A 25,486-nucleotide genomic window follows, 5' to 3' on the forward strand; every position below is an offset into this window, starting at 1 on the left:
GGGCGTCAGCAGCGCGCCCGGCGCGCCGCGCGGGTCGGCCGGCGCGGCCAGCGGCGCTGCGGCGCGGTCGCCGGCTGTCGGCACGGTGGACGGAACGGCGGACCGCACGGGGGAAGGCACGGCGGAAGGCATGGGGGAACGTCCTCACTGTGGTGGGTGGTTGGGGTCGCGCGGGGGCGCCCGGCCCGGCGCACGGGCGGGTGCCCCGGCGCACGGGCAGGGCGAGGAGACGGCCGCGCGCGGGGGCGCGGTCGCGGGTTGGTCGTGGGTTGGTCGTGGGCGGAACGGTGGGAACGGTGGTCGGGATGGGCGGGGCGGCTCCGGGACGGCTATCCCACGGGGCCGATGCCGCCGGGCCCACGGGGCGCCGGCGCGCCGCCGGAGGCGCGGACCTCCAGCCGGCAGGGATGGCGGATCAGGCCGGACTCGCGGTGACCCTCGATCATGGACAGCAGCCGCCGGGCGGCCAGGGCGCCCAGCTCCTGGAGGTTCATGTCGACCGAGGTCAGCGGCGGGCGGGAGTCCTCGGTGAGCACGCCCCAGTTGTCGAAGCCGACGACGCCCACGTCCTCGGGCACCCGCCGGCCGCGTTCGCGCAGGATGTCCAACACCCCGCGCGCCACCTGGTCGCTGCCGCAGAAGACGGCGTCCACCTCGGGATGGCGGTCCAACAGGTCGGCGGCGGCGTCCCGGCCGAACGACTCCCGCCACGGCCCCGAGTACACCCGCCGGTCGGGCAGTTCGAGCCCGGCGTCCGCCAGGGTGGCGCGGAAGCCGGCCAGTCGGTCACGCACGGCGGCGAAGTCCATCGGCCCGGTGATGTGCGCGAACGTCCGCCACCCGGCCGACAGCAGATGCTCGGCGGCCAGCCGCCCGCCGTGCTCGTCGTCCGGCAGCACGGACAGGTCGCTGGGGTCGGCCGAGCACGAGTACGCGTAGACCACGGGCACCGGCAGCGGAACGTTGGACAGCGGCGGCCTCGCGTCGGTCCGCACCCCGGTGACCACGATGCCGTCCACCCGGCGGGAGAGCAGCGAGTCGAGATAGAACCGCTCGCGCAGCGGGTCGGCCCGCCCGTCGCAGAGAAAGACGGAGACCCGGCCGGCGCCCAGCTCGTTCTCGATGCCCATGTGGAGTGGGATGTTGAACCGGTCGGCGCTCTCGGTGGAGAGCAGACCGACGGTGAAGCTGCGCCGCTGCACCAGGCTGCGGGCCAGCGCGTTGGGCTGGTAGCCCAGCTCGTTCGCGGCGGCGAACACCCGCTCCCTGGTCTCGTCCCGCAGCTGGCCCCGCCCGTTGAGGGCCTTGGACGCCGTGCTGATCGAGACCCCAGCCCGCGTGGCGACCTCGGTGATGGTGACCGCGCGCTGCCCGTCCGGCATGGTAAGGAAAAGCCTTTCCGTAGTCTGGTGGAAAGTCTCTCCCGCCCCGGTGCCCTCGTCAAGGCCGCCCCGGCCGACCCGCCAGGGTCGGCCGGGCGGGAACGGGAGGCCCTGCGGGCCGGGCCGGGCCCGGCCGGGTTTCGGTGGATGGGCGGTGGGGGCTGGGTGGGCGGGGTTCTCGGCGGCTCGGTGGTTCGGACCGGTCGAGGAGTCGGGTGTCCGGGCTCGACGGGCCCGGCGCACGGCCTCGGGTTACCTTCGGCCCATGGACTCTCGTTCCACCGGCTCCCGTTCCTCGGACCCGCGTTCGTCGGGGTCCGCGTCGTCGGACGCCCGTTCCCCGGACTCCGGCGCCTTGGCCCCCCGCCCGCCGGGCGGGTCCCCGCCGGGCGGGTCCCCGGCGGACGCTCGCCCCACGAACGCCCGTGATGTGCGGGAGCTGCTCGCTCGGGCGCCGTTGATGGCGCGGGCGTTGCCCACGTTCGCGCCGGACGCGGCGCCGGGGTCGCCGGTGGAACTCTTCGCCGCCTGGCTGGCCGAGGCGGTGGCGGTCGGGGTTCTCGACCCGGGGGCCGCGCTGCTCTCCACGGCCGGCGCCGACGGGCGGCCCGACGCGCGGATCGTCGCCCTGCGGGACGTCGAGGCGGACGAGGCCGGCTGGGTGTTCGCCTCCGACGCCGCCAGCCCCAAGGGCGTGCAGCTGGCGCAGCGGCCGGCCGCCGCGCTCACCTTCTACTGGCCGCTCCAGGGCCGGCAGATCCGGGTGCGGGGCGATGTGACCCAGGCGGCCAGGGAGGTGTCGCTGGCGGAGTTCGGCAGCCGTTCGCCGGCGTCGAAGATCGCCGGCCTGGTTGGCCGGCAGTCCACCCCGCTGGCCTCGCTCCCCGACTGGGACGAGGCGGCCGAGGGCGCCCGCCGCCAGCTGGCGAACAACCCGGACGCGCACCCGCCGGGCCACACCGTCTACACGCTCGCCGCCCACCAGGTCGAGTTCTGGCAGGGCGACCCCGGCCGCCGCCATGTCCGGCTGCGTTACACCCAGAACTCCCCTGCGGACGGCGGCGCCTGGGAACGGACGCTGCTCTGGCCGTGAGGCCACGACCGCAGGGGTGCGCTCCGGGTGGAGCGGGCGCGGCCGTGAGGCTCGGTCGTGCGGTGGCGGCCGGGCTCAGCGCAGCACCGTGCAGGCGGCGGCGCTGAAGAGGAGGGCGCCGATGATGGTGCCGCAGCCGAGGAAGAGAAGCAGTCGGGCGAGGAGCATGGCGGTCAACTGTTCGCTGGGCAGGCGGTGTCGGGGCCCCGGAGTGGTCGGCTTGTGGCGGCGGTGCGGTGGAGTCGGGGCGCCCTTGTGAGGCCGGGAAGAGGATAACGGCCCGGCGGACCGCGCTCACCGGATAGCGGACGCTCCGCCGATGGGCGCGTGTGTGCGGCCGGCCGGGCCGGCGGCGCGGGGGCCGGATGGCCGGGTGGCCGACCCCCGCTCGGGGCTACCGGGCGCCGCAGGCCCGTTGACCGGCGCCACGCACCGTCAGCGACGCCACGCCCCGTCAGCCGTGGCGGCGCTCCGCCAGCGCCCTGGCCAGGATCGCCTCGACGACCTCGGACTTGGCGTCCGCGTAGTTCTGCGTGTACTTCCAACTCCGCTCCGCCAGCCCGCGCTTGGTCTCGGCGTACAGCTCGCGCTCCTCGGCGTGCCCGCGCAGCCGGTCCCGGAACGCCAGGACGCGCTCGACCTCGAACGAACCCTCCGACAGCACATGGAGGTTGACCCGGTCCACGTCATCCGCCGGGCGGTCCCGGCACAGCACCCGGTGCTCGTGCCACTCCGGCTCGCGGATCGCGACCCGGTAGCCCAGCGGCTCCAGCGCGGGAACGTACGCCTCCTCGTCGCCCGAGTCCGGCACCACCAGCAGCATGTCGACGACCGGCTTGGCGACCAGCCCCGGCACGGAGGTCGAGCCGGTGTGCTCCAGCCGGTGCCGCAACGAACCCAGCGCCGCGCGCAGCCGGGCCGCCTCGGCCGCGAAGACCTCGGGCCAGCGCGGGTCGTACGCCACCAGCCGCACCCGGCCGTTGAGTTGACGGGGAACGCCGACCATCGCCGCCTCGATCTCCGCGTCCGACATCCCCTCCGGCCGGACGACGGCCCGCACCCGTTCCGCGACCTCCTCCGGCGTCGGCCCGGTGGTGTCCAGCACCGTGAACGCCGTCCGCAGCCAGGGCAGCGCCGCCTCGTAGGCGTCCAGATGGTCCAGCCGCCAGCCCACCGTGCCGCCCAGGCTCTCCGGCTTGGTGTCGGTGTGGATGCGCTCGACGAGGGTCTCCCGGTCGGTGTGCAGCAGGAACGGGTGCACGGGGATGCCGGCCTCGGCGAAGCCGGCGCGCAGCTCGTTCCAGTACTCCTCGGTCAGCACGGTCTGCGGGATCACCAGCGTCCCGCCCACCTCGTCGAGGACCCGCCGCGCGGTGTCGACGGTCAGCCCGCGCCAGGCCCGCCACTCCTGGAAGTTGGTGACGCTGTCCCAGTCGAGGACCTGGCGCAGCAGCTGCCCGACGTTCTCCGAGTCGAACAGCCGCGCCCGGGGCAGCCGTTCCACCAGGGCCAGCGCCGTGGTCGTCTTGCCCGCGCCGTAGGTGCCGTTCAGCCACACGATCATGCGGCCGAGCGTATCCGGAGCGCACGGTGCCGGGCGCGCCGCCCGGTCGGGTGACGGCCCGGTTGCGGTGCGCGACGCGCCGGCGGCAGGGTGTGCCGGCATGGACCACACGCAGCAGGCGATGGCCAGGCTCACCTCGGCCGGGGTCAGGGGCATCGCCCTGACCTGGGTGGACAACGCCGGCATCACCCGGGTCAAGACCGTCCCGACCGCCCGGCTCAAGGAGACCGTGCGCAACGGGGTGGGCATGTCGCCGGTCTTCGACGTCTGTCTGGTCGACGACTCCATGACGGACAGCCCGCATGTCGGCGGGCCCGACGGCGACCTGCGGCTGGTGCCCGACCTGGACCGGCTGACGGTGCTGGCCGGCCAGCCCGGCTGGGCCTGGGCCCCCGTTGACCGCTTCCAGGCCAGCCGCGCGCCCTACCCGGGCTGCCAACGGCGGTTCGCCAGGCGGCAGATGGAGCGGGCCTTCGAGGAGTTCGAGCTGGAGCCGCTGATGGGCTTCGAGACCGAGTGGGTCGTCGGCGACGGCGTGACCACCGGCCGTGGCCCCGCCTACGGCATGGCCCGCCTGGTGGAACTCTCCGACTATCTCGGCGAGTTGGTCGAGGCCCTGGGCGCGCAGGGCGTGGCGCCGCTCCAGCTGCACCCGGAGTACGCGGTGGGCCAGTTCGAGGTGTCGGTGGCGCCGGCCAGCCCGGTGGCCGCCGCCGACCTCGCGGTGCTCGTGCGGGAGACGGTGCGCGCGGTCTCCACCCGGCACGGGCTGCCGGTCTCGTTCGCGCCGATGGCCGGCACCGAGGGGCTGGGCAACGGGCGCCACCTCCACCTCAGCCTCTGGCGGGACGGCAAGAACCTGTGCCGGGGCGGGGACGGGCCGTTCGGGATGACCGCCGACTGCGAGGCGTTCCTGGCGGGCGTGTACCGGGAGCTGCCGGCGCTGCTGGCGCTGGGCGCGCCGTCCCCGGCCAGCTATCTGCGGCTGCGCCCCTCCCGCTGGGCCGGCGCCCACCACTGCTGGGGCCTGGAGAACCGGGAGGCCGCGCTGCGCTTTGTCACCGGCTCGCCGGACGACCTGGGCGCGGCCAACGCGGAGGTCAAGAGCTTCGACGGCGCCGCCAACCCCTATCTGGTGGTGGGCGCGGTGCTGGCGGCCGGACTCGCGGGCCTGCGCGAGGGGTTGACGCTGCCGCTGCCCGTCACCGGCGACCCGGCGCGCCAGCCGGGGCAGCGGCGGCTGCCGGCCGAGCTGCCCGAGGCCACCCGCGCGCTCGCTGACTCCGCCGTGCTGGGTGAGGCCATGGGGGAGGAGCTGCTGGGCGCGGTGTTGGCGGTGCGGCGCGCCGAGGCCGAGCTGTTCGCGGCGGCCGCGCCCGAGGAACTGGTGGTGGCGACCCGTGACCGCTACTGAGGCGGCGGTCGCCGAGGGGTGGCCCGACCTGCCGCCGCTGGTGGACCAGCACTGCCACGGGGTGCTGCGCGAAGTGCCCACCGGCGTGACGGAGTTCGCCGGCTGGCTGAGCGAGTCGGGGGCGCCGCCCGCGCCCGGCACCAGCCATGCCGACAGCGCGCTCGGCCTGGCCGTGCGCCGCTGGTGCCCGCCGGCGCTCGGGATGCCGGCGTACGCGCCCCTCGACGCCTATCTGGAGGCGCGCCGCGCGCTGGGCGCGCAGGAGGCGAACCGCGCGCTGCTGCGCGCCGCCGGGATCGGCGCGCTGCTGGTGGACGACGGGCCGCTGCCGGGCGCCGTGCTGCCGGCCGCCGAGCTGGCCACGGCGGCGGGAGCGACGGCGTTCACCGTCACGCGACTTGAGCCGCTGGCCGAGGCGGCGGCCGACCTGGCCGGGCGGGACACCGACGCCTTCCTGGCCCGGCTCGCCGGCTCCGTCGAACGCGCCAGGGCCCGTTCCGTCGCGTTCAAGTCCGTGGCCGCCTACCGGCACGGCCTGCACCTGGAGGCGGCGCCGCCGAGCCGCGCCGAGCTGTGGACGGCCGCCGAACACTGGCTGTTGACCCGCAGGACCGGCGGCCGGCTGGCCAACCCGGTGCTGCTGCGGCATCTGCTGTGGTCCGCAGCCGGCACCGGGCTGCCGTTGCAGCTGCACACCGGCTTCGGCGACACCGAGCTGCGGCTGCACCGCGCCGACCCGTCGCTGCTCACCGACTTCATCCGGGCCGTCGCGCCGATGGGCTGCCCGCTGGTGCTGCTGCACTGCTACCCGTTCCACCGCCAGGCCGCGCATCTGGCGGCCGTGTACCCGCATGTGTACGCCGACCTGGGGCTGACGTTGAGCCATGTCGGCGGCCGGGCGCCGGCGGTGCTGGCGGAGACATGGGAGCTGGCGCCGTTCGGCAAGGTGCTCTTCTCGACCGACGCCTACGGCCTGCCGGAGCTGTATCTGGTGGGCGCGCGGCAGTTCAGCTGGGCGCTGACCGAGGCGCTGGCCGGCCCCGGCTGGCCGCCGGCCGAGGCGCACCGCGCGGCCGTGCTGCTCGCCGCCGAGAACGCCCGCCGGCTCTACCGCCTGCCGGGCGCCGCCGCCTGACCGGCGGGGCGGGGCGGGGGCGCGTTGTGGTGAACGGGTGCGTCGTGAACGCGCCCGGTCAGCCCTCCTCGGCGCCGAAGAGCCGCAGCAGCTCCGCGCGGCCGAACATCCGCGCCGTGTCGATCGCCGAGGGCTGCCCCGCCGACGGGTCGGCGCCCGCCGCCAGCAGGGTGCGCACCACCGCCGACTCGTTCTTGAAGACCGCGCCCGCGATCGGCGTCTGCCCCCGGTCGTTGGCCCTGGCCGCGTCGGCACCGCGCTCCAGCAGCGCCTCGACCGTGGCCACATGGCCGTGGTAGGCGGCCAGCATCAGCAGGGTGTCGCCCTTCTCGTTGCTGAGGTTCACCGGGACACCGGCGTCCACATAGGCGGCCACGGTGTTGGTGTCCCCGTCCCTGGCCAGGTCGAACACCTTCGCCGCGAGCTGGAGCACCTCGGGGTCGTGGGCGGGCTCGTTGCTCTCCGGTGCCGGGCCGGTCATGGGGTCTTCCTCCTCGATGGTGCCGTTTGGGCACAGCCTACGTACTCTGGCTGACATGCTTGCCCGTTTGGCACCGGCGATCCACCCGAAGCTGACGTCGGCCCGTCACCGGCTCCTCCACACCGACCGGCTGCTGCTGCTTCCCCTGGTCGCGCTGCTGGTGGACACCGTGCTGCTGTGGTGGGCCGCCACGAACGGGGCGCTGGCGAGCGGCCTGTTGGGCTGGGCGGTCGCGGTGCTCGGCGCGGCGACGCTGACCGTGCGGGAGCGCTGGCCGGTGCCGGTCGCGATGGTTTCCCTGGTCGTGGCGGTCCTCTACTACCCGGCCAGCCCGGTCGACGGCCCGGCGCCGCTGGCCGTCTATGTGGTCGCCCTCTACTCGGTGGCCCGCAGCGGCCAGCTGATCGCCGGCGTCGCCATCGCGGTCTTCACCCTGTTGGTGATCACCTGGGGCGAGATGTTGACGCTGGGACCGGAGGAGCGCCATGTCGACAACATGTCGATCGTGCTCTTCGGCGGCTGGTTCCTCAGCCTGATCGTGCTCGGGCACGCGGTGCAGATGCGCCACGCCCACCAGCGGGAGGCCGAACAGCGGGTGCTCGCCGCCGAACGGGAGCGCGACCTGCGGGCCCAGCAGTCAGCCACCGCCGAACGGCTGCGGCTGGCCCGGGAGTTGCACGACGTGCTGGGGCACAACATCTCGCTGATCAACGTCCGCGCCACCGCCGCGCTGCACCGCAGCGCCAAGCGGCCCGGCGAGACGGAGGAGCTGGCCAGCGCCCTGGAGCTGGTCCGCGACACCAGCAAGGAGGCCCTGCGCGAGCTGCGCGCCACGCTCGGCGTGCTGCGTCAGGTGGACGAGGCGGCGCCCGTCGAGCCGGCCGCCGGCCTCGAACGGCTGGGCGAACTGGTGGAACGCGCCGCCCACGCCGGCCTGTCGATCTCCGTCGAGACCACCGGCGAGGCCCCGGTCCTCTCGCCCAACATCTCGCTGGCCGCCTACCGGATCGTCCAGGAGTCCATCACCAACATCACCCGCCACGCCAACGCGACCCGGGCGGTGGTCCGCGTCGCCTACGCGCCGGGCGAGCTGCGGCTGTGCGTGGCCGACAACGGCGGCGGCGCCGAGCCCGACGCCCAGGGCAGCGGCATCCTCGGCATGACGGCCAGGGCCCGCGCCCTCGGCGGCGAACTCACCGCCGGCAACGCCCCCGACGGCGGCTTCCGCGTCACCGCCCGCCTCCCCGTCGCCGAACCCTCGCCGCCCGACCAGGCCGACCCGGCCGACCCGGCCAACCTGGCCGGCGCCGAGCCGCCCCCCGTCGCCTGGCAGGGCACCACGTCCGAGCCCGAACGCTGAGGCCGCCCCGCCGGCCGCCGAACGCCCCGCCGGCCGTCCACCGTTGAGGACGACCCCGACTCCACGCCGGTCGGGGCGGTGACCAGGCCCTCGGCGGCGGCCGGTGCCCGCGCATAGGCTGGGGCGCATGACCGCGACGGGCCCGGGGGGCCGGAACGTGAGACGTGTGCGGGTCGTCCTCGCGGACGACCAGATGCTGGTGCGGGCGGGGTTCCGTTCGATCCTGGCCGACGAGGACGACATCGAGGTCGTGGGGGAGGCCGCCAACGGCGCCGAGGCCGTGGCGTTGGCCCACGATCTGCGCCCGGACGTCGTGTTGATGGACATCAGGATGCCCGAGGTGGACGGGCTCGCCGCGACCGAGCGGATCGTCGCGGACGAACGCCTCTCCGACGTGCGGGTGGTCATCCTCACCACCTTCGACGTCGACGACTACGTCTATGGCGCGCTGCGCGCCGGCGCCTCCGGCTTCCTGGTGAAGGACACCGAGCCGATGGAGCTGCTGCACGCCATCCGCGTCTGCGCCCGGGGCGACGCGTTGATCTCCCCGACGGTCACCCGGCGGCTGATCGCCGAGTTCGCCGGCCGGGCCAGGCAGCCCGAGCCCAGTCCCCGGCTCAACGCGCTCACCGAGCGGGAGCGCGAGGTGATGGGCCTGGTCGGCGCCGGCCTGACCAACGACGAGATCGCCCGCCGGCTGGTCCTCAGCCCCGCCACCGCCAAGACCCATGTCAGCCGCGTCATGACCAAGTTGGGCGTCCGCGACCGGGCGCAGCTGGTGATCCTCGCGTACGAGACCGGGATGATCACCCCCGGCTGGATGAGCTGACCGAGGGGCGCCGACCCCGAGGCGCGCCCCCGACGCGGCCCGGCGTCCGCCTCCCCGGCACAACGCGCCCGCCCGCGCCCGATCCCCGGGGTGCCGCCCGCCCACGCCCCTGACCCGACCCCGGAGACGTCCCCGAGACCGGGCGGCCGGCGGCGCAACTCGCGGAGTACGCCCGCCCGTCGGGATGCCACCAACGCGGTAGCGCGACTGCCACCGCCGGCCGACGCGCGCGGCCAAGCCGCACGGCCACCGTGGTGGCGTGAACGAGAGCACCAGCAACCACCACAGCCCGCCGGCCGCCCGCCGCGCCGCCGAGGCGTGCGGGGAGGACCGCCGTGGAGCCGCTCGCCGTCGTCCCGTTGGGCTGCTTCGCGGTGGGCTACTTCGTCGTCGGCGGAGCCGGGTTGGGCGTCGGGATGCTGCTCCCGCTCCTCGGCAGGACCGGAGCGGAACGCGCCGCGCTGCGGCGGGACACCGCGCCGCTCTCCCGGCTGGCGACGCGCTGGCTGGCGGCCACCTGCTGCGCGCTGCTGGGCTGTTTCCCCGGCCTGGTAGGGGACTTGGCGGAACAGCCCTCGGCGCTCGCGCCGCTGGTCACCGGCCTGGCGCTGCGCGCGCTGGCGGGGCGTGGCGTGGCGCTGCGCGGGCTGTCGCGGCGCGCCGTGTCCCGGCGCGGCCCGGGGAACGGCGCGCTGGTGGCGGGGAGTTGGCTCACGGCCGCCGGCTGGGGCTGGCTGCTGGCCTTTGTGGTGGGCGGCCCGGACGCCGGCTGGGGCGGCCCGCCCGCGCTGCTGAGCGCGGTCTGCGTGGCGCTGCTGCTGCTGACCCACGGCGTCGGCGTCGCGGCGTGGCGCGCCACCGGGATGCCGTTCCAACGGGCCAGAACGCTGGTCGGCCCGCGCGGCGCCGGGCCTTCGCTGGCGCTGACCTCGGCCACCGTCGCGGCGCTGCCGCTGCTCGCCGGCTCCCAACTCCCGCTGATGGAACGGGCGGCCGCCCCCTGGGCGTTGGCCGCCGCGCTCCCGGTCCTGCTGCTCGCCCTCCTGGCCCTCGCCGCCGCGCAGGCGCGGCCCGCCCGGCGGCGGCAGCCCCGGGACTAGCTCCGCCTGGCGGCCGCTTCGGCGACGTCCCCCGTGGCACGGCGCGCCCGCGCCGCTCCCGCCCCGCGCCGGAGGCGCCGTGACGCCCACCGCGCGCCCCTGACATCCCCGTTCATCTCATCTCTCGGAACCCTCAGAAGGAGAAGGCCCACGCCATGACATCAACGCCCCGGAACCAACCCCCCACCCCGCACGCCGACCACGCCGCCCCGCCGGGCCGGCCGCCCCGGCCCAGCGTGTTCGCGCGCGTCGCCGGGTTCGCGTTCCGGCACCGGGCGGCCGCCCTCGGGCTGTGGGTGCTCGTGCTCGTCGGCGTCTGGACGTTGGCCTCCGCCGTGGGGGACGACTACCGCGAGGACTACTCGCTGCCCGGCACCGAGTCGCAACACGCCCTGGAACTGTTGGAGGAGCACGGCTCCAACCGTGGCGGCGACACCGTCGAGATCGTGCTGCACTCCGATGACGGCCTCGCCGGCGCCGAGCCCGAGGTGGCGGGGATGCTCGCCGAGGTCGCCGAACTGCCGCGCGTCGTCGGCGTGTACAGCCCGTACGAGGACCCGTCGGCGCTCTCCGAGGACGGCACCATCGGCTACGCCACCGTTCTGCTGGACACCCCGTCCGAGCAGATGACGGTGCCGGACACCGAACGCATCCTGGACACCGCGCGCGAGGTCGCGGGCGAGGGGCTCCAGGTGGAGCTGGGCGGCGACGCCGCCAGGAAGCTGGGCGAGAGCGAGGGCGGCGCGGCCGAGGGCCTCGGCATCATGGCCGCCCTGGTGATCCTCGTCTTCATGTTCGGCTCGGTCGTCGCGGCCGGACTGCCCGTCATCACCGCGCTGTTCGCGGTGGGTTCGACGCTGGGCGCCATCGTGCTGGCCTCGCACCTGTTCACCATCGCCGACTACACCATGTACGTGATGATGCTCGTCGGCCTCGGCGTCGGCATCGACTACGCGTTGCTGATCTTCACCCGCTACCGCGCCGAGCTGGTCGCCGGTTCCACGCACGAACGGGCCACCGTCCGCGCCCTGGACGCGGCGGGCCGGACCGTGTTCTTCGCCGGCTGCACGGTGATCGTGGCGCTGCTCGGCCTGGTCGCGCTGGGCCTGGGCTCGCTCCAAGGCATGGCGGTCTCCGTCGCGCTGACCGTGTTGGCCACCATGCTGGGCTCGTTGACGCTGCTGCCGGCGCTGCTGGGCATCTTCGGCAAGCGGTTCGCGCGCCACTTCACCGCCAGGGCCGCCAAGCGGGCCCGCAGCGGCAGGCCGCCGGTCGGCACCGCCTGGCGGCGGCTGGGCGGCGCGGTGCAGCGGCGGCCGCTGGCCGCGCTGACCGTGGCCGTGGTGGCGCTGCTGGCGTTGGCCGCGCCGGCGCTCAGCCTCAGGCTGGGCATGGCCGACGCGGGCAACGACCCGGCGGACGCCACCAGCCGCAAGGCGTACGACCTGCTGTCCGAGGGCTTCGGCCCGGGCTTCAACGGCCCGCTGGTCGTGGTCACCGACGGCGGGGAGCCGGGCGCCGAGGCGGCGGCCGGCGCGGCGGCCGAGCGGCTGACCGGGGTCGAGGGCGTGGCCGGGGTGACCCCGCCGGCGCCGACGGAGGACGGCGCGATCGCGACTCTGGTGGTGTTCCCCGACTCGGCGCCGCAGGACGAGGCGACCTCCGAACTGGTCCACGAGCTGCGGGACTCGGTGCTGCCCGCGCTGGGCGCGGAGACCGGCGCCGAGTACCTGGTGGGTGGCGCGACCGCCGCGACCCAGGACTACACGGACAAGGTCGCCGAGCGGATGCCGCTGTTCGTCGCCATCGTCGTCGGGGTCTCGGTGCTGCTGCTGATGGCGGTCTTCCGTTCGGTGTGGATTCCGATCAAGGCGGCGCTGCTCAACCTGCTGTCCATTGGCGCGGCGCTGGGCGCCATGACGCTGGTCTTCCAGGAGGGCTGGTTCGGCGTGGAGCCGGGCCCCATCGAGGCGTACCTGCCGGTGATGATCTTCGCGATCGTCTTCGGGCTCTCCATGGACTACGAGATCTTCCTGGTCTCCCGGATGCACGAGGAGTGGGAGCGGCACCGCGACCACCAGCTCGCGGTGCGCGAGGGCCTGGCACACACCGGCGCCGTGATCAGCGCGGCCGGCGCGATCATGGTGGTGGTCTTCGGGGCCTTCATACTCAGCCCCGACCGGATGTTGCAGCAGGTGGGCTTCGGCATGGCGGTGGCGATCCTGGTGGACGCGGTCGTCATCCGCTGCCTGATCGTCCCCGCCGCGATGCAACTGCTCGGCCGCCACGCCTGGTGGCTCCCGGCCCCGCTCGCCCGGCTGCTGCCGAGGGTGCGGCTGGAACAGCACGAGGACGCGCCCCCGGCGGAACGGACGGAGGAACGGGCGCCGGCAGGACAGCAGTTGACCCCCCACAGCTGACCGACTGACGCGCGCCCCCGCTTTCCCCGGCTCGCGGCCGGGGAAAGCGGGGGCGCGGTGTCGTGTTGTGGGTTACGGCTGGTGTCGGTACAGCTCTTCAGCGGCGGCAAGGAACGTCCTCCACTGGGTCACGCCCACGGTCACGACTCCGGCCTCTCGGTCCTTGGTGTCGCGCAGCCCGACCGCCCCGTCGAGGTCGGCGACCTCGACGCAGTTCCCCGTTCCGTTGCTGTAGCTCGATGTGAACCACCGCTTGTCGTCCATAAGTTCAGCCCTGCTCATACTCTCCTGCCACCTCAGCCAGCAGGCGCCGGGACGCCTGCTCATCGAGCGCTGCCTGCCAGATCCCTCGAAACGCCGTCTCGTACTGGTCAACTTCTTTCGGCTTGTCGAGGTACAGGTTGCCTGTGTAGCCATCAGCGTAGACAGTCGGCGGCTCGGTCGGCTTTCCGTCCTTGTCCAGGGGGAACCTCAGGATGCTGAACGGGCCGGTGACCATCCCCAGGTGCGTACCCGCCGCGAAGGGCACCACCCGGAGCGTGATGTTCGACAGCTCCGACATATAGACGAGATGGGCGAGTTGGCGCCGCATCTCCTCCCTGCCGCCCACCGCGCGACGGAGCACCGCCTCGCTGAGCGCCACCTGGAAGTGGAGCGGCGAGGTGACGCGGGTGAGCAGCGTCTGCCGCTCGATGCGCACCCGGACCCACGCTTCGAGATCGTCCTTGCTGATCCCCGGCGTGTGCACGCTGACAATGGCCGCAGCGTACTCCTCGGTCTGGAGCAGCCCCGGCACGATGTCGCTCTCATACGAGGCGATGCTGGAGGCCGCCTCCTCCAGACCCACATACAGATCGAAGCCCTCCGGGATGACATCGCCGAAGGCGTGCCACCAGCCCTTCGCCTTCGTCTCCTTCGCCAGCCCCATCAGCGCCTTCGTCAGCTCCGCCGGCGCCCCGTAGATCTCGCACATGTCGCGGACATCCAGGCTGCGCAGGGAGACCTGGCCCGTCTCGATGCGCCAGATGCGGGGCGTGGACCACTCCAACTCCGCCGCCGCGACCTTCACCGGCATCCGCGCCTTCTCCCGCAACTCGCGCAGATAGCGGCCGAGTTGCCGCCTGGGCACCGTCGAACCGGTCGTTCCCTCGGGCACTGGTCACCTCCAGGTGCTCATTCGTAGTGCGCCCAACACCCGGACCGTAAGGCGGTGTTGATCCGCTCCGCAATGCAGGTCATTTGTTCGAGCGTTTCTCGGTGAATCTGTGCCTCGTAATCTTGCGCTGAGCATGGCCGGCTCGGCAACGTTGGGTGTGCGGTTGCCCGTTGTGAAAGGCCGGCCACTCACGGTCCGGCCTGACTCAGGGCGGCGGCAACAGGAGATCCGCCGAACCACGAACGGCAGGTGTCACCCCCCATGAACACGCCTCATGTCCCTGACCCCGCCCCCCCGACCGAGGGCCAGCAGCCCGACCCGAGCGACGAACTGGCGGAGCCCGAGGGCGCGTTGGCCACCCTCGGAGCCCGGGTGAGCCAACTGTCCCGCGCGATCGACGAGCACCTCGCCGGGAGGCGACGGTGACCGCCCGGCACCGGCACCGGCGCCGCCGTCTCCCGGCGATCGACGGCCGGTTCGCCGGCCTCGCCCTGTTCCTCCTGAACGTGTTCGGCCTGGCGTTCGTCGTCTACGCGGCCAGCTCCACCACCGCGATCACGCCCACCTGACGCCCCGTGTTCCCCCAACTCCGCCCGCCCTGCGGCCAGTTCTCCGGTCCTGCCCAGTCCCGGAGGATCGCGGCCGCCGCGTCGGGCGGAACGGTCGCCCGCCCGGGCGACCACCGTTCCCCCGGGCCGGTCGAGGCCCAACACTCCCGGCCCGGGGGAACACCCCAACCCCTCAGCACCCCACGGAGAGTTGATTCGCCATGCCCGATATCGCCGTTCCCGACACCCTCACGACCTGGGGGCCGCGCCAGTTGCCCGTGCCCTATGCCGCGCACTGGAGTGGTGAGGGCGGTTACGGGCGGCGGGTGTCGATGCGGTGGGACGGGGCCGGCGTCTGGTACCTCGACGAGACGCCGGCCGACCGGGACGGCTTCGGCGTGCTGTGGGCCCGCATCCAGGACAGGCCCGGCCAGGGCCGGCCGGACTTCCCGTCCATGCACCCGGCGCGTCAACGCCACGCACAGGCCGAGCGGTTGTGCCAGGTCTGCGGCGCCAGCGCCAGCCACAACCGCGACGGCTGGCTCTTCCTCATGAACCGCGACGGCACCGACCGCTACGAGGGAACGAAGACCACCAAGCCCCCGGTCTGCCTGCGCTGCGCCGCCCTCGCCGTCGAGTACTGCCCCCACCTCACCCACCCGGTCGGCGTCCGCTCCCGCCGCCCCAAGGTCTGGGGCGTCTTCGGCACCCTCTTCACCCCCACCCCGGGCACCGCCCGCCTCACCGCCCACGTCGACCACTACCTCCCCTACGGCCACCGCGCCACCGACTGGTTCTTGGCCTCCCAGCTGGTCGTCGAACTCAAACGCTGCACCGTCGTCGACCTCGAAGCCGAGCTCACCGCGCTCAACCGCTGACCCGAACCGATCCCCGTTCGCCGCCGGCCCCCCGGCCGGCTCAGTCGCCGGCGACAGCCTCCAGCATCGGCGTGTACGTCTCCTGTTCGCCGGAGACCCAGGTGAGCCGCAGGTCGTTGCCCTGGAGGAGGGCGTGGGCGCTGCGTTCGGTGAAGACCTGCTCGCCGTTGCGTTCGCAACTCTCCAGCTGGATCAGCCCGTTCTCGACGGTGCCCTCACAGGTGTCGCCCTCGCCGTTCTGGTTCTCGGTGAAGTAGACGAGGCCGGTGTTGATGGTGAGGATCGCGGACTCCTCGTCGTCGCCGGTCAGCCACACGCCGTCCAGCTCGCCGGAGGCGGCCGGGCGAACGGGTTCCGCGGTCTCGTCGGCCTCGGCCCGGTCGGACCCGCCGGGCAGGCACGCCGACAGCGCCCCGCAACACGCGACGACGGCCACGGCCAGACACCGGCACCGCACGCCTGGACGATGGACTCGAATCCGTTCTGTTCGCACAGCGGACACCCCCGCTCGCCGACACGGTCAGCGGCAGGCTAGCGAGACCATCACTCCGGCAGGCCGCGAGACAGTGAAATCGCGGTAACCAACAGCCCCTCGCGGGCCAGCCAGCGGCCGGCGAAGCGTTGGATCTTGGTGCCGTCCACGACTGGCCCCGGCACCAGGAGTTCGGCCTCGAACGTGCGGGCTTCGGGGTCGATCGTCAGCCGCGCCTCCTCGAAGTCCAGCCACTTCGCGGTGAGCGGGTACCACACCTTGTAGACGCTCTCCTTGGCGCTGAACAGCAGCCGCTCCCACGCGACTTCGGGACGCGTCGCCGCGAGGCGGGCGAGCATCTCGCGCTCCTCGGGCAGGGCGATCAGCTGGACGACGCCGGCGTCGCGCAGCGGCTCGTTCGGCTCGGCGTCTATCCCGACGCCGACCAGCCCGCCGGCGCCCACGCGGGCGACGGCGGCGGCGCGGTAGCCACGGCAGTGGGTCATGCTGCCGAGGAAGCCGTCCGGCCAGCCGGGCGCGCCGCGTTCCCCGGGCAGCAGCGGCACCCGGGGGCCGCCCAGCGCGGCCAGCGCCTGCCGCGCGCAGTGCCGCACGGTGGCGAACTCCTTTCGCCGGCCCTCGACGGCGCGCGCTATCGCCCGTTCCTCCTCGGGGAAGAGCGGCGGCGCCTCGGCCGGGTCGCCGAACGACTCGACGGCCGCGATCGGCGGCGGCAGCAGCTCCTCGATCAGCGGCGCGCTCACCGGCTCGCCGTCCCGACGCCGGGCAGGATCGGCACCAGCTGCCCCGGCTCGGCCGCGCGCGGCTTCCACTCCCTGGGGTAGCCCAGCGAGACCTCCTGGTGGGGCACGCCCCGGTACCGGATCAGCCGGGGTATGTGGAGATGGCCGTAGACCACGCAGGCCGCGCGGTAGCGCTGCGGCCACTCCTCGGTGCGCTCGGTGCCGCACCACAGGGCGAACTCCGGGTAGCGCAGCACCCTCGTCGGCTCGCGGACCAGCGGATAGTGGTTGACCAGCACCGTCGGCAGCACCTCGGGCAGCTCGGCGGCCAGCCGCGCCTCGGTGAGCGCCAGCCGCTCGCGGCACCAGCTCTCGGAGTTGGGGTGGGGCGTCGGCTTGATCATGTACTCGTCGGTGCAGATCACCCCGGCGGCCTCGGCGACCGCCATCGCCTCCGCCTTGGTCGCGGTGCCCTGCGGCCGGAACGTGTAGTCGTAGTGCAGGAACAGCGGAACGATCACCGCAGGGCCGCCCTCGCCCTCCCACACCGGGTACGGGTCCTCGGGGGTGAGCACGCCCAGCCGGCGGCAGAGCGCCACCAGGTGTTGGTAGCGGGCCTCGCCCGTCAGCTGGACGGGGTCCTCCTTCGGCGTCCACAGCTCGTGGTTCCCCGGCACCCACACCACGCGGGCGAACCGCTCGGCGAGCAGCGTCAGGGTCCACTCGATGTCCGCCATCACCTCGCCGATGTCGCCGGCCACCAGCAGCCAGTCGTCCTCGGACTCGGGCCGCAGCCGCTCCACGATGTCCCGGTTCTCCGGGTAACGAACGTGGAGGTCGCTGATGGCAACCAGCCGTCCCATCCGCAACTCCCCCTCCCTAGCGCGCCGTTGACCAACGCTACCCGATCCCCCGGGGAAGCCCCCGGGAAAGCCGTCGGGCCCGGACTACCATGGCCGACATGGCCACCGAGAGCGCGCCGCGCATCGCGAGGGAACTCACCATCGGCCAGCTCGCCGAGCGCAGCGGGGTGGCCACCTCGGCGCTGCGCTTCTACGAGGCGCAGGGGTTGATCAGCAGCCGCCGCACCAGCGGCAACCAGCGCCGCTACCACCGCGAGACGCTGCGCCGGGTGGCGTTCATCCGGGTCTCGCAGAACGTGGGGATGCCGCTGACCGCGATCCGTGAGGCGCTGGGCCGGCTGCCCGAGGGGCGCACCCCGACCCGCGCCGACTGGGCCGAGGTCTCCGCGTCCTGGCGGGCCGACCTGGACGCACGGATCAGCCAGCTGGTCCGGCTGCGGGACGACCTCACCGACTGCATCGGCTGCGGCTGCCTGTCGCTGGAGAGCTGCATGTTGGCCAACCCGTACGACGTCTGCGCCCGCGAGGGCAGCGGCCCGCGCCGGCTGCTCACGGAGGGCGTTGGCGGCCGGGGGCCCTCCCGGGGGAAGGCCGAGTGCGAGCCGGACTGCGCCTGAGCCCTCGCGCCGCGGCCCTCCGCGTGAACCGCCGCGCGTGAACCCCCGCGCGTGCGCCCGGCGCGGACCCGCGACGGCCGGGTGGGGGCCCCAACACCCGCGTGAAGCGGGCGCGTTCGCTCAGCGCGTGCCGGGACAGCCGCAGGAGGCGCGCAGCCGCAGCGTCACCGGGAACTGCCGCAGCCGGTCCGGCGGAGCGCCCGCCGGGTCCCCTATCGCGAGGTCGACGGCCGCCCTGGCCATCGCCTCCCGGTCCGAGCCGACCGTGGTCAGCGGCGGATCGGTGAGCGCCGCCTCCTTGACGTCGTCGAAGCCGGCGACGGCCAACTCCCCCGGCACGTCGATCCGCAGCTCACGCGCGGCCCGCAGCACCCCGATCGCCTGGTCGTCCGTCGCGCACACCAGCGCCGGCGGGCGGTCGGGCCCGGCGAGCAGCTCCAGCGCGATGCGGTAGGCGTCGTAGCGGTTGTACGGGGCCTTGAACAGCCGCCCCTCGGTGGGCAGTCCGGCCAACTCCATGGCCCGGCGCCAGCCGTTGACATGGTCGGTGACCGGGTCACCCTGCTCGGGCGTCGAGTCGACGCCGCCGAGGCAGGCGACATAGGGGTGGCCGTGCTGCTCCAGCAGGTGCCGGGTGAGCCGCTCGGCGCCGCCGATGTCGTCCAGCACGACGGCCACGTCGTCGATCGCCTCCGGCCTGCGGTGCAGCAGCACCACGCGGGCGTCCCAGGCGTCGATCTCGGTGGCGGCGTGCTCGCTGGGGCCCTGGCTGATCAGGATCAGCCCCGAGACCCGCATCCCGAGGAACGCCCGCAGGTAGTGGACCTCGCGCTCGTCCAGGTAGTCCGAGTTCCCCACCAGGACCATCTTGCCGCGCTCGGCGGCGGCCTGTTCGACGGCGTGGGCCATCTCCGCGAAGAACGGCTGCCGCGCGTCGGGCACGATCAGCCCGATGAGATCGGTGCGTTGGGAGGCCATGGCCTGGGCGACCCGGTCGGGGCGGTACCCCAACTCCTTGATCGCGGCGAGAACCCGCTCCCTGGTGCCCGCGGCCACCGGGCGCGGGCCGTTGTTGATGACATAGCTGACGACGGCGGTGGACGTCCCCGCCAGTCGCGCCACATCGTCCCGCGTCACCTTGGCCACGGGAGGAGTCTACGCGCGCAACCGCCCCTTCGGATACGAATGTCGTATCCGAAGGGGCGGTTGCCCGGAGTTACTCCGAGGTACGGTCGAAAGCCGCGCCCGGTCGGTCAGTTGGGGTGTGGACGGGCTCAGTCGCGGCGGGCGGCGGCCTCCTTGACCACCTTCTCCGCCTCACGGGTGACGGCGCGGGCCTGCTCCTGCTCGGCGTGCTTCTCCTTCTCCGGCACCACGAAGCGGTAACCGACGTTGCGCACCGTGCCGATCAGCGCCTCGTGCTCGGGGCCGAGCTTGGCGCGCAGCCGCCGCACGTGGACGTCCACGGTGCGGGTGCCGCCGAAGTAGTCGTAGCCCCAGACCTCCTGGAGCAGCTGGGCGCGGGTGAAGACCCGACCCGGGTGCTGCGCCAGGTACTTGAGCAGCTCGAACTCCTTGAAGGTGAGGTCGAGCACCCGGCCCTTGAGCTTGGCGCTGTAGGTCGCCTCGTCGACGGAGAGGTCGCCGTTGCGGATCTCCATCGGGCTGTCGTCGGCGGTGAGCTGCTGGCGGCCGGTGGCCAGCCGGAGCCTGGCCTCGACCTCGGCCGGGCCGGCCGTGTCGAGCACCACGTCGTCCACGCCCCAGTCGGCGGTGACGGCGGCGAGCCCGCCCTCGGTCACGATGAGCACCAGCGGGCAGCCGGGGCCGGTGGAGCGGAGCAGCTGGCAGAGGGAACGGACCTGCGGGAGGTCCTTGCGGCCGTCGATGAGGATCACGTCGGAGCTGGGGGCGTCGACCAGGGCGGGGCCCTCGGCCGGCGCGACGCGGACGTTGTGGAGAAGCAGTTCGAGCGCGGGGAGGACCTGCGAGGACGGCTGAAGCGCGTTGGTAAGGAGTAGCAGCGAACTCATCTCGGGGGCGTTCCTTCCTCAGTCCTGGCGCGGGGACGATCGAGCGGCTCTGCCCAGAAAGCGCGAAAGGACCCGTAGTGGCGTCATCGCCCGGGTCCTGCTTGTTCAGCAGCATAGCTGAAACAATTCGGGCCGCGCAGGGGCATGTATCACACTGTTCGCTCTTCGGATTCCCTCCGGTTTCCCCGGTGTTTCGCGGCTGTTACGGCTCTCCGGCGTGGGCCTCCCGGCGACCCGTCGGTGGGCCGGAGGCGCCCGGCGGCGCGGCAGGGGCCATCATGGGGCGGCACACGGCAAGCCCGGGCGGCGGGCGGAGAGCGGAGACGATGGCGAGCGGCACGATCCGGTACTGGGCGGCGGCCAAGGCGGCGGCCGGCACGGCGGAGGAACCCTACGAGGCGGCCAGCCTGGGCGAGGCGCTGGACGCCGCCAGGCGTCGGCACGCCGGGAGCGCGGAGTTCGCGGCGGTGCTGGCGCGCTGCGCCTTTCTGGTGGACGGCGCGCAGGTCGGGGGCCGGGAGCACGCCTCGGTGCCGCTGACCGAGGGCGGCACGGTCGAGGTGCTCCCGCCGTTCGCCGGCGGTGCCGGATGAGTGGGGCGGGCGGGATCGGTGGAACGGGTGGAACGGGTGGGGCTGACGGGCAGGCCGGGACCGGGAGGGGACGCGTGAACGCGAGGACGGCGGAGGAGACGGCGGGGGCGCCGGCGAGGGCCAGGCACCGGGCCCGTTCCCCGATCATCAGCCCCGGCTGGCAGCCGGCGCTGCTGACGGCGGCGCTGGCGGGGCTGCTCGCGGCGGGCGCCGCGATCGGGCAGGTGGCGGCGCTGCCGGCGGTGGTGCTGCTCCAGGCGGTGACGGCGGCCGGCTGGTTCCGGCTGAACGGGATGTGGCCGGCGCGGCAGGGCATCGCGCTGGCGTTCGCCGGCGGGCTGGCGGCGGACGCGGCGGTGCTCGCGGTGGACGAGTCGGACGCGCCGGGCGCGCTGCTCGGGGTGCTGGGCGTGTGGTTCCTGCTGGTGGTGGTGCTCCAGCTGCGGCACCGGGGCTCGGCGGACGAGCGGCTGGACGCGCTCACCGCGACCTCGGCCTCGACGCTGCTGACCGTGGTGGCGGGCGCGCTGCTGGCGGCGGTCGAGGTGTCGGGCTCGGCGGTGGCGGTGGCCGCCGGCGGGGTGGCGGCGGCGACGGTGGTGCGGGCCGTTCCCGGTCCCGCCGCGCTGATGTCGCTGCTCGGGCTGGCGGCGGCGCTGGGCGTGGGCGCGCTGGCCAGCGGCCAGGACATCGGCACGCCGGCGCTCGCGCTGGGCGCGGCCGGCGGGGCGTGCGCCCTGATCGGGCTGCGGGTCGCCTCCTACGACTTCCCGTCGCGCTTCGTCCACTTCACCGCCGGGGTCGCGCTGCCGCTCACGGCGGCGGCGCCGGCCGTCTACCCGCTGGCCGTGGCGCTGCTCTGAGCGGCGCCGACGGGGCGGGGAACGGGGCATGTCAGGTTCCTGACGGAACGTGTAACGGACCTGCTGCAAGGACCCGACGGCACTGTCTGGTGGCGGTGGGACGGGTTAGGCTCGCGTGGCTTTTCGGACACACTTCACCTGGGGGTTCGCAACCCGATGCGCGCACTGCGAATAAGCCTGATCGTGGTCGTCGTCCTGGCCGTGCTGGCCGTGGTCGCCGACCGGGTCGCGCTCTATGTGACCCAGGGCGAGGTGGCCTCCCGGGTCCAGGACCGGCTGGGCCTGGAGAGGGAGCCGGACGTCTCGATCAACGGGTTCCCGTTCCTCACCCAGGTGCTCGGCAGCGAGCTGGACGACGTCCACCTCGGCATCAACTCCTATGCGGCCACGGTCGACGGCCAGGAGCTGAGCATCCACGATCTGGACATCGAGCTGGACAACGTCACGCTGACCGGCGGCTTCACCCAGGCGACCGCCGCCCGCGCGCACGGCGAGGGGATGATCAGCTACACCGAGCTGACCCGCGCCTACGGCGAGTTGATGGCGCTGAGCGGCAACGGCTTCGGGGTGGAGTTCGAGTACGCGGGCGACGGTCAGCTGCTGCTGGTGCTCCAGGCCAGCGCCATGGGCCAGACCCTGGACATCGGCGAGGTCGCCGGCGACCTGGTGCTGGAGGGCGGCAAGGTGACGCTCTCGGTGGACGAGGACGAGATCCCGGACATCGGCAGCGAGGAGATGCGGGAGTCCGCCAGGGCCCAGCTCGACCAGGAGCGGACCATCGCGGGGCTGCCGGAGGGGCTCGAACTGACCTCGCTTGAGCCGACCGAGGAGGGTCTGAAGGTCACGGTGGATGGCGAGAACATGACGGTGAGCGGCTGACGTTCCGGACAAAGTCCTCCGGTCGCCCCAGCCGTCCCAGCCGTCCACATAGTGCGCGGTTTCGTCTCATCATGCGGAACACCGGTGACACGGGGCGGCCACGCTCCGTACGATCGCGGGCATGATGCGGCAGGCGACGGGCACCCCCGCCGGGGGGCTCACCAAGCGGCGCGCGGTGGATCTCTGCCGCGTCTCGGCCATGCTCTGTCGTCGCCACGGCTGATTCACGCCCCCTCGCCGCCGCCCACGCCCCCGCCCGTGCGGCCCGCCGCCCGACCGGCCCGCGTCCGCGGCGGCGCACCTCGTTTCCCGTATTCGTTCCGCCCCGAACCGCGCAAGGAGACAACCAGCATGAGCCGCAGTGACGTCCTGGTGGACGCCGACTGGGTCCAGGCCCACCTCGACGACCCCAAGGTCGTGCTCGTGGAAGTGGACGAGGACACCTCGGCCTACGACAAGAACCACATCAGGAACGCGATCCGGATCGACTGGAAGCAGGAGCTCCAGGACCCGGTCCGCCGCGACTTCGTGGACCAGGAGGGCTTCGAGAAGCTGCTCTCCGCCAAGGGCATCGCCAACGACGACACCGTGGTCCTCTACGGCGGCAACAACAACTGGTTCGCCGCCTACGCCTACTGGTACTTCAAGCTGTACGGCCACAGCGACGTCCGGCTGCTGGACGGCGGGCGCAAGAAGTGGGAGCTGGACTCGCGCGACCTGGTCGCCGAGGTGCCCACCCGCGCCGCCACCGAGTACCGCGCCCAGCCGCAGGACACCTCGATCCGCGCCTTCCGCGACGAGGTCGTCGCCGCGATCGGCGTCAAGAACCTGGTCGACGTGCGCTCGCCCGACGAGTTCAGCGGCAAGCTGCTCGCCCCGGCGCACCTGCCGCAGGAGCAGTCCCAGGTCGGCGGCCACGTGCCCAGCGCCCGCAACATCCCCTGGTCCAAGTCGGCCAACGACGACGGCACCTTCCGCTCCGACGAGGAGCTGAAGGAGCTGTACTCGGGCGAGGGCGTGGACCTGGAGAAGGACACCATCGCCTACTGCCGCATCGGTGAGCGCTCCGCCCACACCTGGTTCGTGCTGCACGAGCTGCTCGGCCAGCCCAACGTCAAGAACTACGACGGCTCCTGGACCGAGTACGGCTCGCTCGTCGGCGTCCCGGTGGAGACCGGCCCGGCCAAGTGACCCCGGTCAGGTAACCCCAGCCGGACGGAAGTTCGGACGGCAGTTCAGCCCCGAAGCCTCAGAAGCTCAGAAGCTCAGAAAAGGAACAGTCATGTGTGGAGCGAAGGCCGGCGGCCCGGATGCCAGCGGCGTCAAGGCCGGTGAGACCACGATCCAGGGCTCGGTGACCCGGGACGGCGAGCCGGTCACGGGCTATGTCCGACTCCTCGACGCCACCGGGGAGTTCACCGCCGAGGTGCCGACCTCGGCGACCGGGCAGTTCCGGTTCTACGCGGCCGAGGGCACCTGGACGGTCCGCGCCCTGGTCCCGGGCGCGACCGCCGACCGCAGGGTGGTCGCCCAGCAGGGCGGCCTGACCGAGGTCAGCATCGCCGTCTGACCGGCTGAACCGGTTGGAAGGACACGAAGGCCGCGCCCGCTTCGGGCGCGGCCTTTTCGTTACCCCGTTGGTTGTTGCCCCGTGCTCGGTTGGCGAGGTTCCTGTCTGCCGCGGTCTTCTGGTGTGGGTCAGGGTGTGGCCGGCGGGCGGTCAGTAGACCAGGGCCCGCACGTCGTCGGGCATGATCTCGCTCACGAAGACCTGGGCCCCGGCGATGCGCACCCCCTCGATCACGTCCTGCTCCGTGATCCCCCTGCGCGCCGCGCACTGGGTGCACAGGGTGATCCGTCCACCGGCCTGGACGGCCTCGATCAGCTCCGGAAGCGGTGCCGCGTGCGGGAGTTGGAACTCCTCGGCCCGGCCGGGAAGGGCGAACCAGGCGGACTCTCCGGTCAGCCACAACGAGACGTCCACCCCGCTCGCCACGGCCACCGAGGCCACCGTGAACGCCTGCGAGCAACGTTCGGGAGCGTCCGCCCCCGCCGTCACCTTGATCACCAGCTTCTGTGCCGTCTGAGCCATGAGATCACCGTAGTCGTACGGTCCCGTGGGCTAGCGCGTTGTCCCGCAGGTAGCGCAGACCCAGTCTCCCTGCGGACCCTGATACATCGTCCCACCACAGTTTGGACAACTCATGATCACATCCTTTCCACGCGCTTAGACGCGAAGATGGCCAAACACGTTCAGTCGCGGTGATCACAAAACGGTCAAGGCGCCCGGAGGGGTCATCCACGGGCGGCCCACCCACGAAGCTTCCCCGGAGTGTGGCCACTAGACTCGGCCGCGACCGTTCTTCACATTCGGGCGCAAGGAGCTTCGCCGTGCTTGAGGCATTCTTCATCACCATGATGGTCCTGGTGGCCGTGGGCACCGCCGCGTTCACCGGCCTTGTCGTGGTGAAGCTCTACCAGGGGCAGCGCTGACCATGATCGAGATCCCCTCCGATCTCCATCCGTCGCTGGTGCCGCTCGCCTTCCTCCTCGGCACCTGGCAGGGCGCCGGGGTCGCGGACTTCCCCGGCGAGGAGGCCAGCAACTTCGGGCAGCAGATGACCTTCGCCCACGACGGCCGGGACTTCCTGGAGTACTCCGCGCGCTCCTGGCGGCTCGACGAGGCCGGCCAGCGGACGGTGCCGCTGGAGACCGAACACGGCTTCTGGCGGATCGACGACCAGCGCCAGATCGAGGCCGTGCTGGTGCGCGACCAGGGCGTCGTCGAGGTCTGGTACGGCGAACTCGCCGAGGGCAAGCCCCAGATCGACCTCGCCACCGACGCCATCGCCCGCACCCAGGCGTCCCCGCCCTACGCCGGCGGCAAGCGGCTCTACGGCTATGTCAACAGCGACCTGATGTGGGTCGGCGAGAAGTCCACGCCCGAGGTGCCGCTGCGGCCCTACATGTCGGCGCACCTGAAGAAGGCGGTCGACCCCAGGGAGTGGATCGGCGAGCTGAAGGACCTGCCGGACGACGGGATCGCCTTCTTCAAGTAGCCCC

At 73.3% G+C, this 25,486-nt stretch carries 29 protein-coding genes and 1 pseudogene; 18 read left to right on the forward strand and 12 right to left on the reverse strand.

All coding sequences use genetic code 11. The features are described 5' to 3' along the window. Nucleotides 1-329: 329 nt before the first annotated feature. Nucleotides 330-1,382 carry a LacI family DNA-binding transcriptional regulator gene (locus tag EBN88_RS11975; RefSeq protein WP_122183828.1) on the reverse strand — a complete coding sequence of 351 codons (1,053 nt, stop codon included), beginning with the start codon at nt 1,380-1,382 and terminating at the stop codon, nt 330-332. A gap of 430 nt (nt 1,383-1,812) precedes the next feature. On the opposite strand from EBN88_RS11975, the gene EBN88_RS11980 reads away from it, so the two are divergent. Continuing rightward, complete coding sequence (locus EBN88_RS11980; RefSeq protein ID WP_233580614.1) at nt 1,813-2,475, forward strand: pyridoxine/pyridoxamine 5'-phosphate oxidase; 663 nt, start codon at nt 1,813-1,815, stop codon at nt 2,473-2,475. Between the two features lie 454 nt (nt 2,476-2,929). Here EBN88_RS11980 and EBN88_RS31190 read toward each other — a convergent pair whose 3' ends face one another. After that, nucleotides 2,930-3,508 carry a GrpB family protein gene (locus EBN88_RS31190; RefSeq protein WP_199742332.1) on the reverse strand — a complete coding sequence of 193 codons (579 nt, stop codon included), beginning with the start codon at nt 3,506-3,508 and terminating at the stop codon, nt 2,930-2,932. Between the two features lie 18 nt (nt 3,509-3,526). Further along, a pseudogene (locus EBN88_RS31195) lies at nt 3,527-4,039 on the reverse strand (AAA family ATPase); the annotation flags it as partial. A 100-nt stretch (nt 4,040-4,139) separates the two neighbouring features. Here EBN88_RS31195 and EBN88_RS11990 point away from each other — a divergent pair. Together EBN88_RS11990 and EBN88_RS11995 are read left to right on the forward strand one after the other, a co-directional pair. After that, complete coding sequence (locus EBN88_RS11990) at nt 4,140-5,453, forward strand: type I glutamate--ammonia ligase (protein WP_122183830.1); 1,314 nt, start codon at nt 4,140-4,142, stop codon at nt 5,451-5,453. Beyond that, entirely contained in the window at nt 5,440-6,588 is a 1,149-nt protein-coding gene (locus EBN88_RS11995; RefSeq protein ID WP_199742331.1) for an amidohydrolase family protein, read from the forward strand. The genes EBN88_RS11990 and EBN88_RS11995 overlap by 14 nt, the downstream gene beginning before the upstream one ends. A 58-nt stretch (nt 6,589-6,646) precedes the next feature. Here EBN88_RS11995 and EBN88_RS12000 read toward each other — a convergent pair whose 3' ends face one another. Next, nucleotides 6,647-7,069, reverse strand: coding sequence for an ankyrin repeat domain-containing protein (locus EBN88_RS12000; protein ID WP_122183831.1), 423 nt, complete (start codon nt 7,067-7,069; stop codon nt 6,647-6,649). Between the two features lie 55 nt (nt 7,070-7,124). Here EBN88_RS12000 and EBN88_RS12005 point away from each other — a divergent pair, with 55 nt between their 5' ends. The 4 genes from EBN88_RS12005 to EBN88_RS12020 all read left to right on the forward strand — a co-directional run bounded on the left by EBN88_RS12005 (nt 7,125) and on the right by EBN88_RS12020 (nt 12,778). After that, nucleotides 7,125-8,429, forward strand: a complete 1,305-nt coding sequence (locus EBN88_RS12005) for a sensor histidine kinase (RefSeq protein WP_122183832.1) — start codon at nt 7,125-7,127, stop codon at nt 8,427-8,429. Between the two features lie 127 nt (nt 8,430-8,556). Further along, complete coding sequence (locus tag EBN88_RS12010) at nt 8,557-9,258, forward strand: response regulator (RefSeq protein ID WP_122183833.1); 702 nt, start codon at nt 8,557-8,559, stop codon at nt 9,256-9,258. 335 nt (nt 9,259-9,593) lie between these two features. Further along, on the forward strand, nt 9,594-10,358 hold the full coding sequence (locus EBN88_RS12015) for a cytochrome d ubiquinol oxidase subunit II (protein WP_122183834.1): 765 nt from the start codon (nt 9,594-9,596) through the stop codon (nt 10,356-10,358). A gap of 155 nt (nt 10,359-10,513) precedes the next feature. Then, a complete protein-coding gene (locus EBN88_RS12020) occupies nt 10,514-12,778 on the forward strand; it encodes an MMPL family transporter (protein ID WP_122183835.1) in 2,265 nt (754 codons plus the stop codon). Between the two features lie 72 nt (nt 12,779-12,850). Here the strand turns inward: EBN88_RS12020 and EBN88_RS12025 are convergent, their stop codons facing one another. Together EBN88_RS12025 and EBN88_RS12030 are read right to left on the reverse strand one after the other, a co-directional pair. Continuing rightward, nucleotides 12,851-13,060, reverse strand: coding sequence for a DUF397 domain-containing protein (locus tag EBN88_RS12025; RefSeq protein WP_122183836.1), 210 nt, complete (start codon nt 13,058-13,060; stop codon nt 12,851-12,853). Further along, entirely contained in the window at nt 13,047-13,934 is an 888-nt protein-coding gene (locus EBN88_RS12030) for a helix-turn-helix domain-containing protein (RefSeq protein WP_122183837.1), read from the reverse strand. Before EBN88_RS12030 ends, EBN88_RS12025 begins: the two co-directional genes overlap by 14 nt. A gap of 261 nt (nt 13,935-14,195) precedes the next feature. Here EBN88_RS12030 and EBN88_RS30515 point away from each other — a divergent pair, with 261 nt between their 5' ends. The 3 genes from EBN88_RS30515 to EBN88_RS12035 all read left to right on the forward strand — a co-directional run bounded on the left by EBN88_RS30515 (nt 14,196) and on the right by EBN88_RS12035 (nt 15,360). After that, nucleotides 14,196-14,360 carry a hypothetical protein gene (locus tag EBN88_RS30515; protein WP_158621357.1) on the forward strand — a complete coding sequence of 55 codons (165 nt, stop codon included), beginning with the start codon at nt 14,196-14,198 and terminating at the stop codon, nt 14,358-14,360. Next, complete coding sequence (locus tag EBN88_RS30520) at nt 14,357-14,503, forward strand: hypothetical protein (protein ID WP_158621358.1); 147 nt, start codon at nt 14,357-14,359, stop codon at nt 14,501-14,503. The genes EBN88_RS30515 and EBN88_RS30520 overlap by 4 nt, the downstream gene beginning before the upstream one ends. 200 nt (nt 14,504-14,703) lie before the next feature. Next, on the forward strand, nt 14,704-15,360 hold the full coding sequence (locus EBN88_RS12035; RefSeq protein WP_122183838.1) for a hypothetical protein: 657 nt from the start codon (nt 14,704-14,706) through the stop codon (nt 15,358-15,360). Between the two features lie 40 nt (nt 15,361-15,400). On the opposite strand, the gene EBN88_RS12040 is transcribed toward EBN88_RS12035, so the two are convergent. The 3 genes from EBN88_RS12040 to EBN88_RS12050 all read right to left on the reverse strand — a co-directional run bounded on the left by EBN88_RS12040 (nt 15,401) and on the right by EBN88_RS12050 (nt 17,438). Then, nucleotides 15,401-15,796 carry a hypothetical protein gene (locus EBN88_RS12040; RefSeq protein ID WP_122183839.1) on the reverse strand — a complete coding sequence of 132 codons (396 nt, stop codon included), beginning with the start codon at nt 15,794-15,796 and terminating at the stop codon, nt 15,401-15,403. Nucleotides 15,797-15,903: 107 nt separating this feature from the next. Then, a complete protein-coding gene (locus EBN88_RS12045; protein WP_122183859.1) occupies nt 15,904-16,584 on the reverse strand; it encodes a 4'-phosphopantetheinyl transferase family protein in 681 nt (226 codons plus the stop codon). 8 nt (nt 16,585-16,592) lie between these two features. After that, nucleotides 16,593-17,438 carry a metallophosphoesterase family protein gene (locus EBN88_RS12050; protein ID WP_122183840.1) on the reverse strand — a complete coding sequence of 282 codons (846 nt, stop codon included), beginning with the start codon at nt 17,436-17,438 and terminating at the stop codon, nt 16,593-16,595. A gap of 98 nt (nt 17,439-17,536) precedes the next feature. Between EBN88_RS12050 and soxR the strand changes: the two genes are divergently transcribed. Continuing rightward, nucleotides 17,537-18,055: a redox-sensitive transcriptional activator SoxR gene (soxR, locus tag EBN88_RS12055; protein ID WP_407703402.1), complete on the forward strand. Its 519-nt coding sequence runs from the start codon at nt 17,537-17,539 to the stop codon at nt 18,053-18,055. A gap of 120 nt (nt 18,056-18,175) precedes the next feature. On the opposite strand, the gene EBN88_RS12060 is transcribed toward soxR, so the two are convergent. Further along, nucleotides 18,176-19,201, reverse strand: a complete 1,026-nt coding sequence (locus EBN88_RS12060) for a LacI family DNA-binding transcriptional regulator (protein ID WP_122183842.1) — start codon at nt 19,199-19,201, stop codon at nt 18,176-18,178. Between the two features lie 128 nt (nt 19,202-19,329). Beyond that, a complete protein-coding gene (locus EBN88_RS12065; RefSeq protein WP_122183843.1) occupies nt 19,330-20,088 on the reverse strand; it encodes a winged helix-turn-helix transcriptional regulator in 759 nt (252 codons plus the stop codon). 326 nt (nt 20,089-20,414) lie between these two features. Here EBN88_RS12065 and EBN88_RS12070 point away from each other — a divergent pair, with 326 nt between their 5' ends. The 6 genes from EBN88_RS12070 to EBN88_RS12090 all read left to right on the forward strand — a co-directional run bounded on the left by EBN88_RS12070 (nt 20,415) and on the right by EBN88_RS12090 (nt 23,993). Then, the gene (locus EBN88_RS12070) at nt 20,415-20,681 is read left to right on the forward strand and encodes a MoaD/ThiS family protein (protein ID WP_122183844.1); all 267 of its coding nucleotides are present in this window, start codon (nt 20,415-20,417) and stop codon (nt 20,679-20,681) included. A 74-nt stretch (nt 20,682-20,755) separates the two neighbouring features. Beyond that, entirely contained in the window at nt 20,756-21,544 is a 789-nt protein-coding gene (locus EBN88_RS12075) for a hypothetical protein (RefSeq protein WP_122183845.1), read from the forward strand. Between the two features lie 156 nt (nt 21,545-21,700). Further along, entirely contained in the window at nt 21,701-22,423 is a 723-nt protein-coding gene (locus EBN88_RS12080) for an LmeA family phospholipid-binding protein (protein WP_122183846.1), read from the forward strand. Between the two features lie 124 nt (nt 22,424-22,547). After that, complete coding sequence (locus tag EBN88_RS32685; RefSeq protein ID WP_407703403.1) at nt 22,548-22,646, forward strand: putative leader peptide; 99 nt, start codon at nt 22,548-22,550, stop codon at nt 22,644-22,646. A gap of 128 nt (nt 22,647-22,774) precedes the next feature. Continuing rightward, nucleotides 22,775-23,614, forward strand: coding sequence for a sulfurtransferase (locus tag EBN88_RS12085; RefSeq protein WP_122183847.1), 840 nt, complete (start codon nt 22,775-22,777; stop codon nt 23,612-23,614). Between the two features lie 91 nt (nt 23,615-23,705). After that, nucleotides 23,706-23,993, forward strand: a complete 288-nt coding sequence (locus EBN88_RS12090) for a DUF1416 domain-containing protein (RefSeq protein ID WP_122183848.1) — start codon at nt 23,706-23,708, stop codon at nt 23,991-23,993. A gap of 150 nt (nt 23,994-24,143) precedes the next feature. Here the strand turns inward: EBN88_RS12090 and EBN88_RS12095 are convergent, their stop codons facing one another. After that, the gene (locus EBN88_RS12095) at nt 24,144-24,515 is read right to left on the reverse strand and encodes a DsrE family protein (RefSeq protein ID WP_122183849.1); all 372 of its coding nucleotides are present in this window, start codon (nt 24,513-24,515) and stop codon (nt 24,144-24,146) included. Between the two features lie 403 nt (nt 24,516-24,918). Between EBN88_RS12095 and EBN88_RS12100 the strand changes: the two genes are divergently transcribed. Beyond that, a complete protein-coding gene (locus EBN88_RS12100; RefSeq protein ID WP_122183850.1) occupies nt 24,919-25,482 on the forward strand; it encodes an FABP family protein in 564 nt (187 codons plus the stop codon). Nucleotides 25,483-25,486 lie beyond the last annotated feature (4 nt).

Origin of the sequence: Streptomyces triticirhizae, from assembly GCF_003696235.1 — a bacterium.
Classification (GTDB): Bacteria; Actinomycetota; Actinomycetes; order Streptomycetales; family Streptomycetaceae; genus Streptomyces; species Streptomyces triticirhizae.

Coding starts and splice junctions, on each gene's coding strand:
- EBN88_RS12095 (WP_122183849.1), bottom strand. CDS start 24,515: ATGGCTCAGACGGCACAGAAGCTGGTGATCAAGGTGACGGCGGGGGCG.
- EBN88_RS12035 (WP_122183838.1), top strand. CDS start 14,704: ATGCCCGATATCGCCGTTCCCGACACCCTCACGACCTGGGGGCCGCGC.
- EBN88_RS12050 (WP_122183840.1), bottom strand. CDS start 17,438: ATGGGACGGCTGGTTGCCATCAGCGACCTCCACGTTCGTTACCCGGAG.
- EBN88_RS32685 (WP_407703403.1), top strand. CDS start 22,548: ATGCGGCAGGCGACGGGCACCCCCGCCGGGGGGCTCACCAAGCGGCGC.
- EBN88_RS12090 (WP_122183848.1), top strand. CDS start 23,706: ATGTGTGGAGCGAAGGCCGGCGGCCCGGATGCCAGCGGCGTCAAGGCC.
- EBN88_RS12100 (WP_122183850.1), top strand. CDS start 24,919: ATGATCGAGATCCCCTCCGATCTCCATCCGTCGCTGGTGCCGCTCGCC.
- EBN88_RS12000 (WP_122183831.1), bottom strand. CDS start 7,069: ATGACCGGCCCGGCACCGGAGAGCAACGAGCCCGCCCACGACCCCGAG.
- soxR (WP_407703402.1), top strand. CDS start 17,537: ATGGCCACCGAGAGCGCGCCGCGCATCGCGAGGGAACTCACCATCGGC.
- EBN88_RS31190 (WP_199742332.1), bottom strand. CDS start 3,508: ATGTCGGACGCGGAGATCGAGGCGGCGATGGTCGGCGTTCCCCGTCAA.
- EBN88_RS12010 (WP_122183833.1), top strand. CDS start 8,557: ATGACCGCGACGGGCCCGGGGGGCCGGAACGTGAGACGTGTGCGGGTC.
- EBN88_RS12070 (WP_122183844.1), top strand. CDS start 20,415: ATGGCGAGCGGCACGATCCGGTACTGGGCGGCGGCCAAGGCGGCGGCC.
- EBN88_RS30515 (WP_158621357.1), top strand. CDS start 14,196: ATGAACACGCCTCATGTCCCTGACCCCGCCCCCCCGACCGAGGGCCAG.
- EBN88_RS12025 (WP_122183836.1), bottom strand. CDS start 13,060: ATGAGCAGGGCTGAACTTATGGACGACAAGCGGTGGTTCACATCGAGC.
- EBN88_RS12085 (WP_122183847.1), top strand. CDS start 22,775: ATGAGCCGCAGTGACGTCCTGGTGGACGCCGACTGGGTCCAGGCCCAC.
- EBN88_RS12005 (WP_122183832.1), top strand. CDS start 7,125: ATGCTTGCCCGTTTGGCACCGGCGATCCACCCGAAGCTGACGTCGGCC.
- EBN88_RS11990 (WP_122183830.1), top strand. CDS start 4,140: ATGGACCACACGCAGCAGGCGATGGCCAGGCTCACCTCGGCCGGGGTC.
- EBN88_RS12020 (WP_122183835.1), top strand. CDS start 10,514: ATGACATCAACGCCCCGGAACCAACCCCCCACCCCGCACGCCGACCAC.
- EBN88_RS12065 (WP_122183843.1), bottom strand. CDS start 20,088: ATGAGTTCGCTGCTACTCCTTACCAACGCGCTTCAGCCGTCCTCGCAG.
- EBN88_RS11975 (WP_122183828.1), bottom strand. CDS start 1,382: ATGCCGGACGGGCAGCGCGCGGTCACCATCACCGAGGTCGCCACGCGG.
- EBN88_RS12080 (WP_122183846.1), top strand. CDS start 21,701: ATGCGCGCACTGCGAATAAGCCTGATCGTGGTCGTCGTCCTGGCCGTG.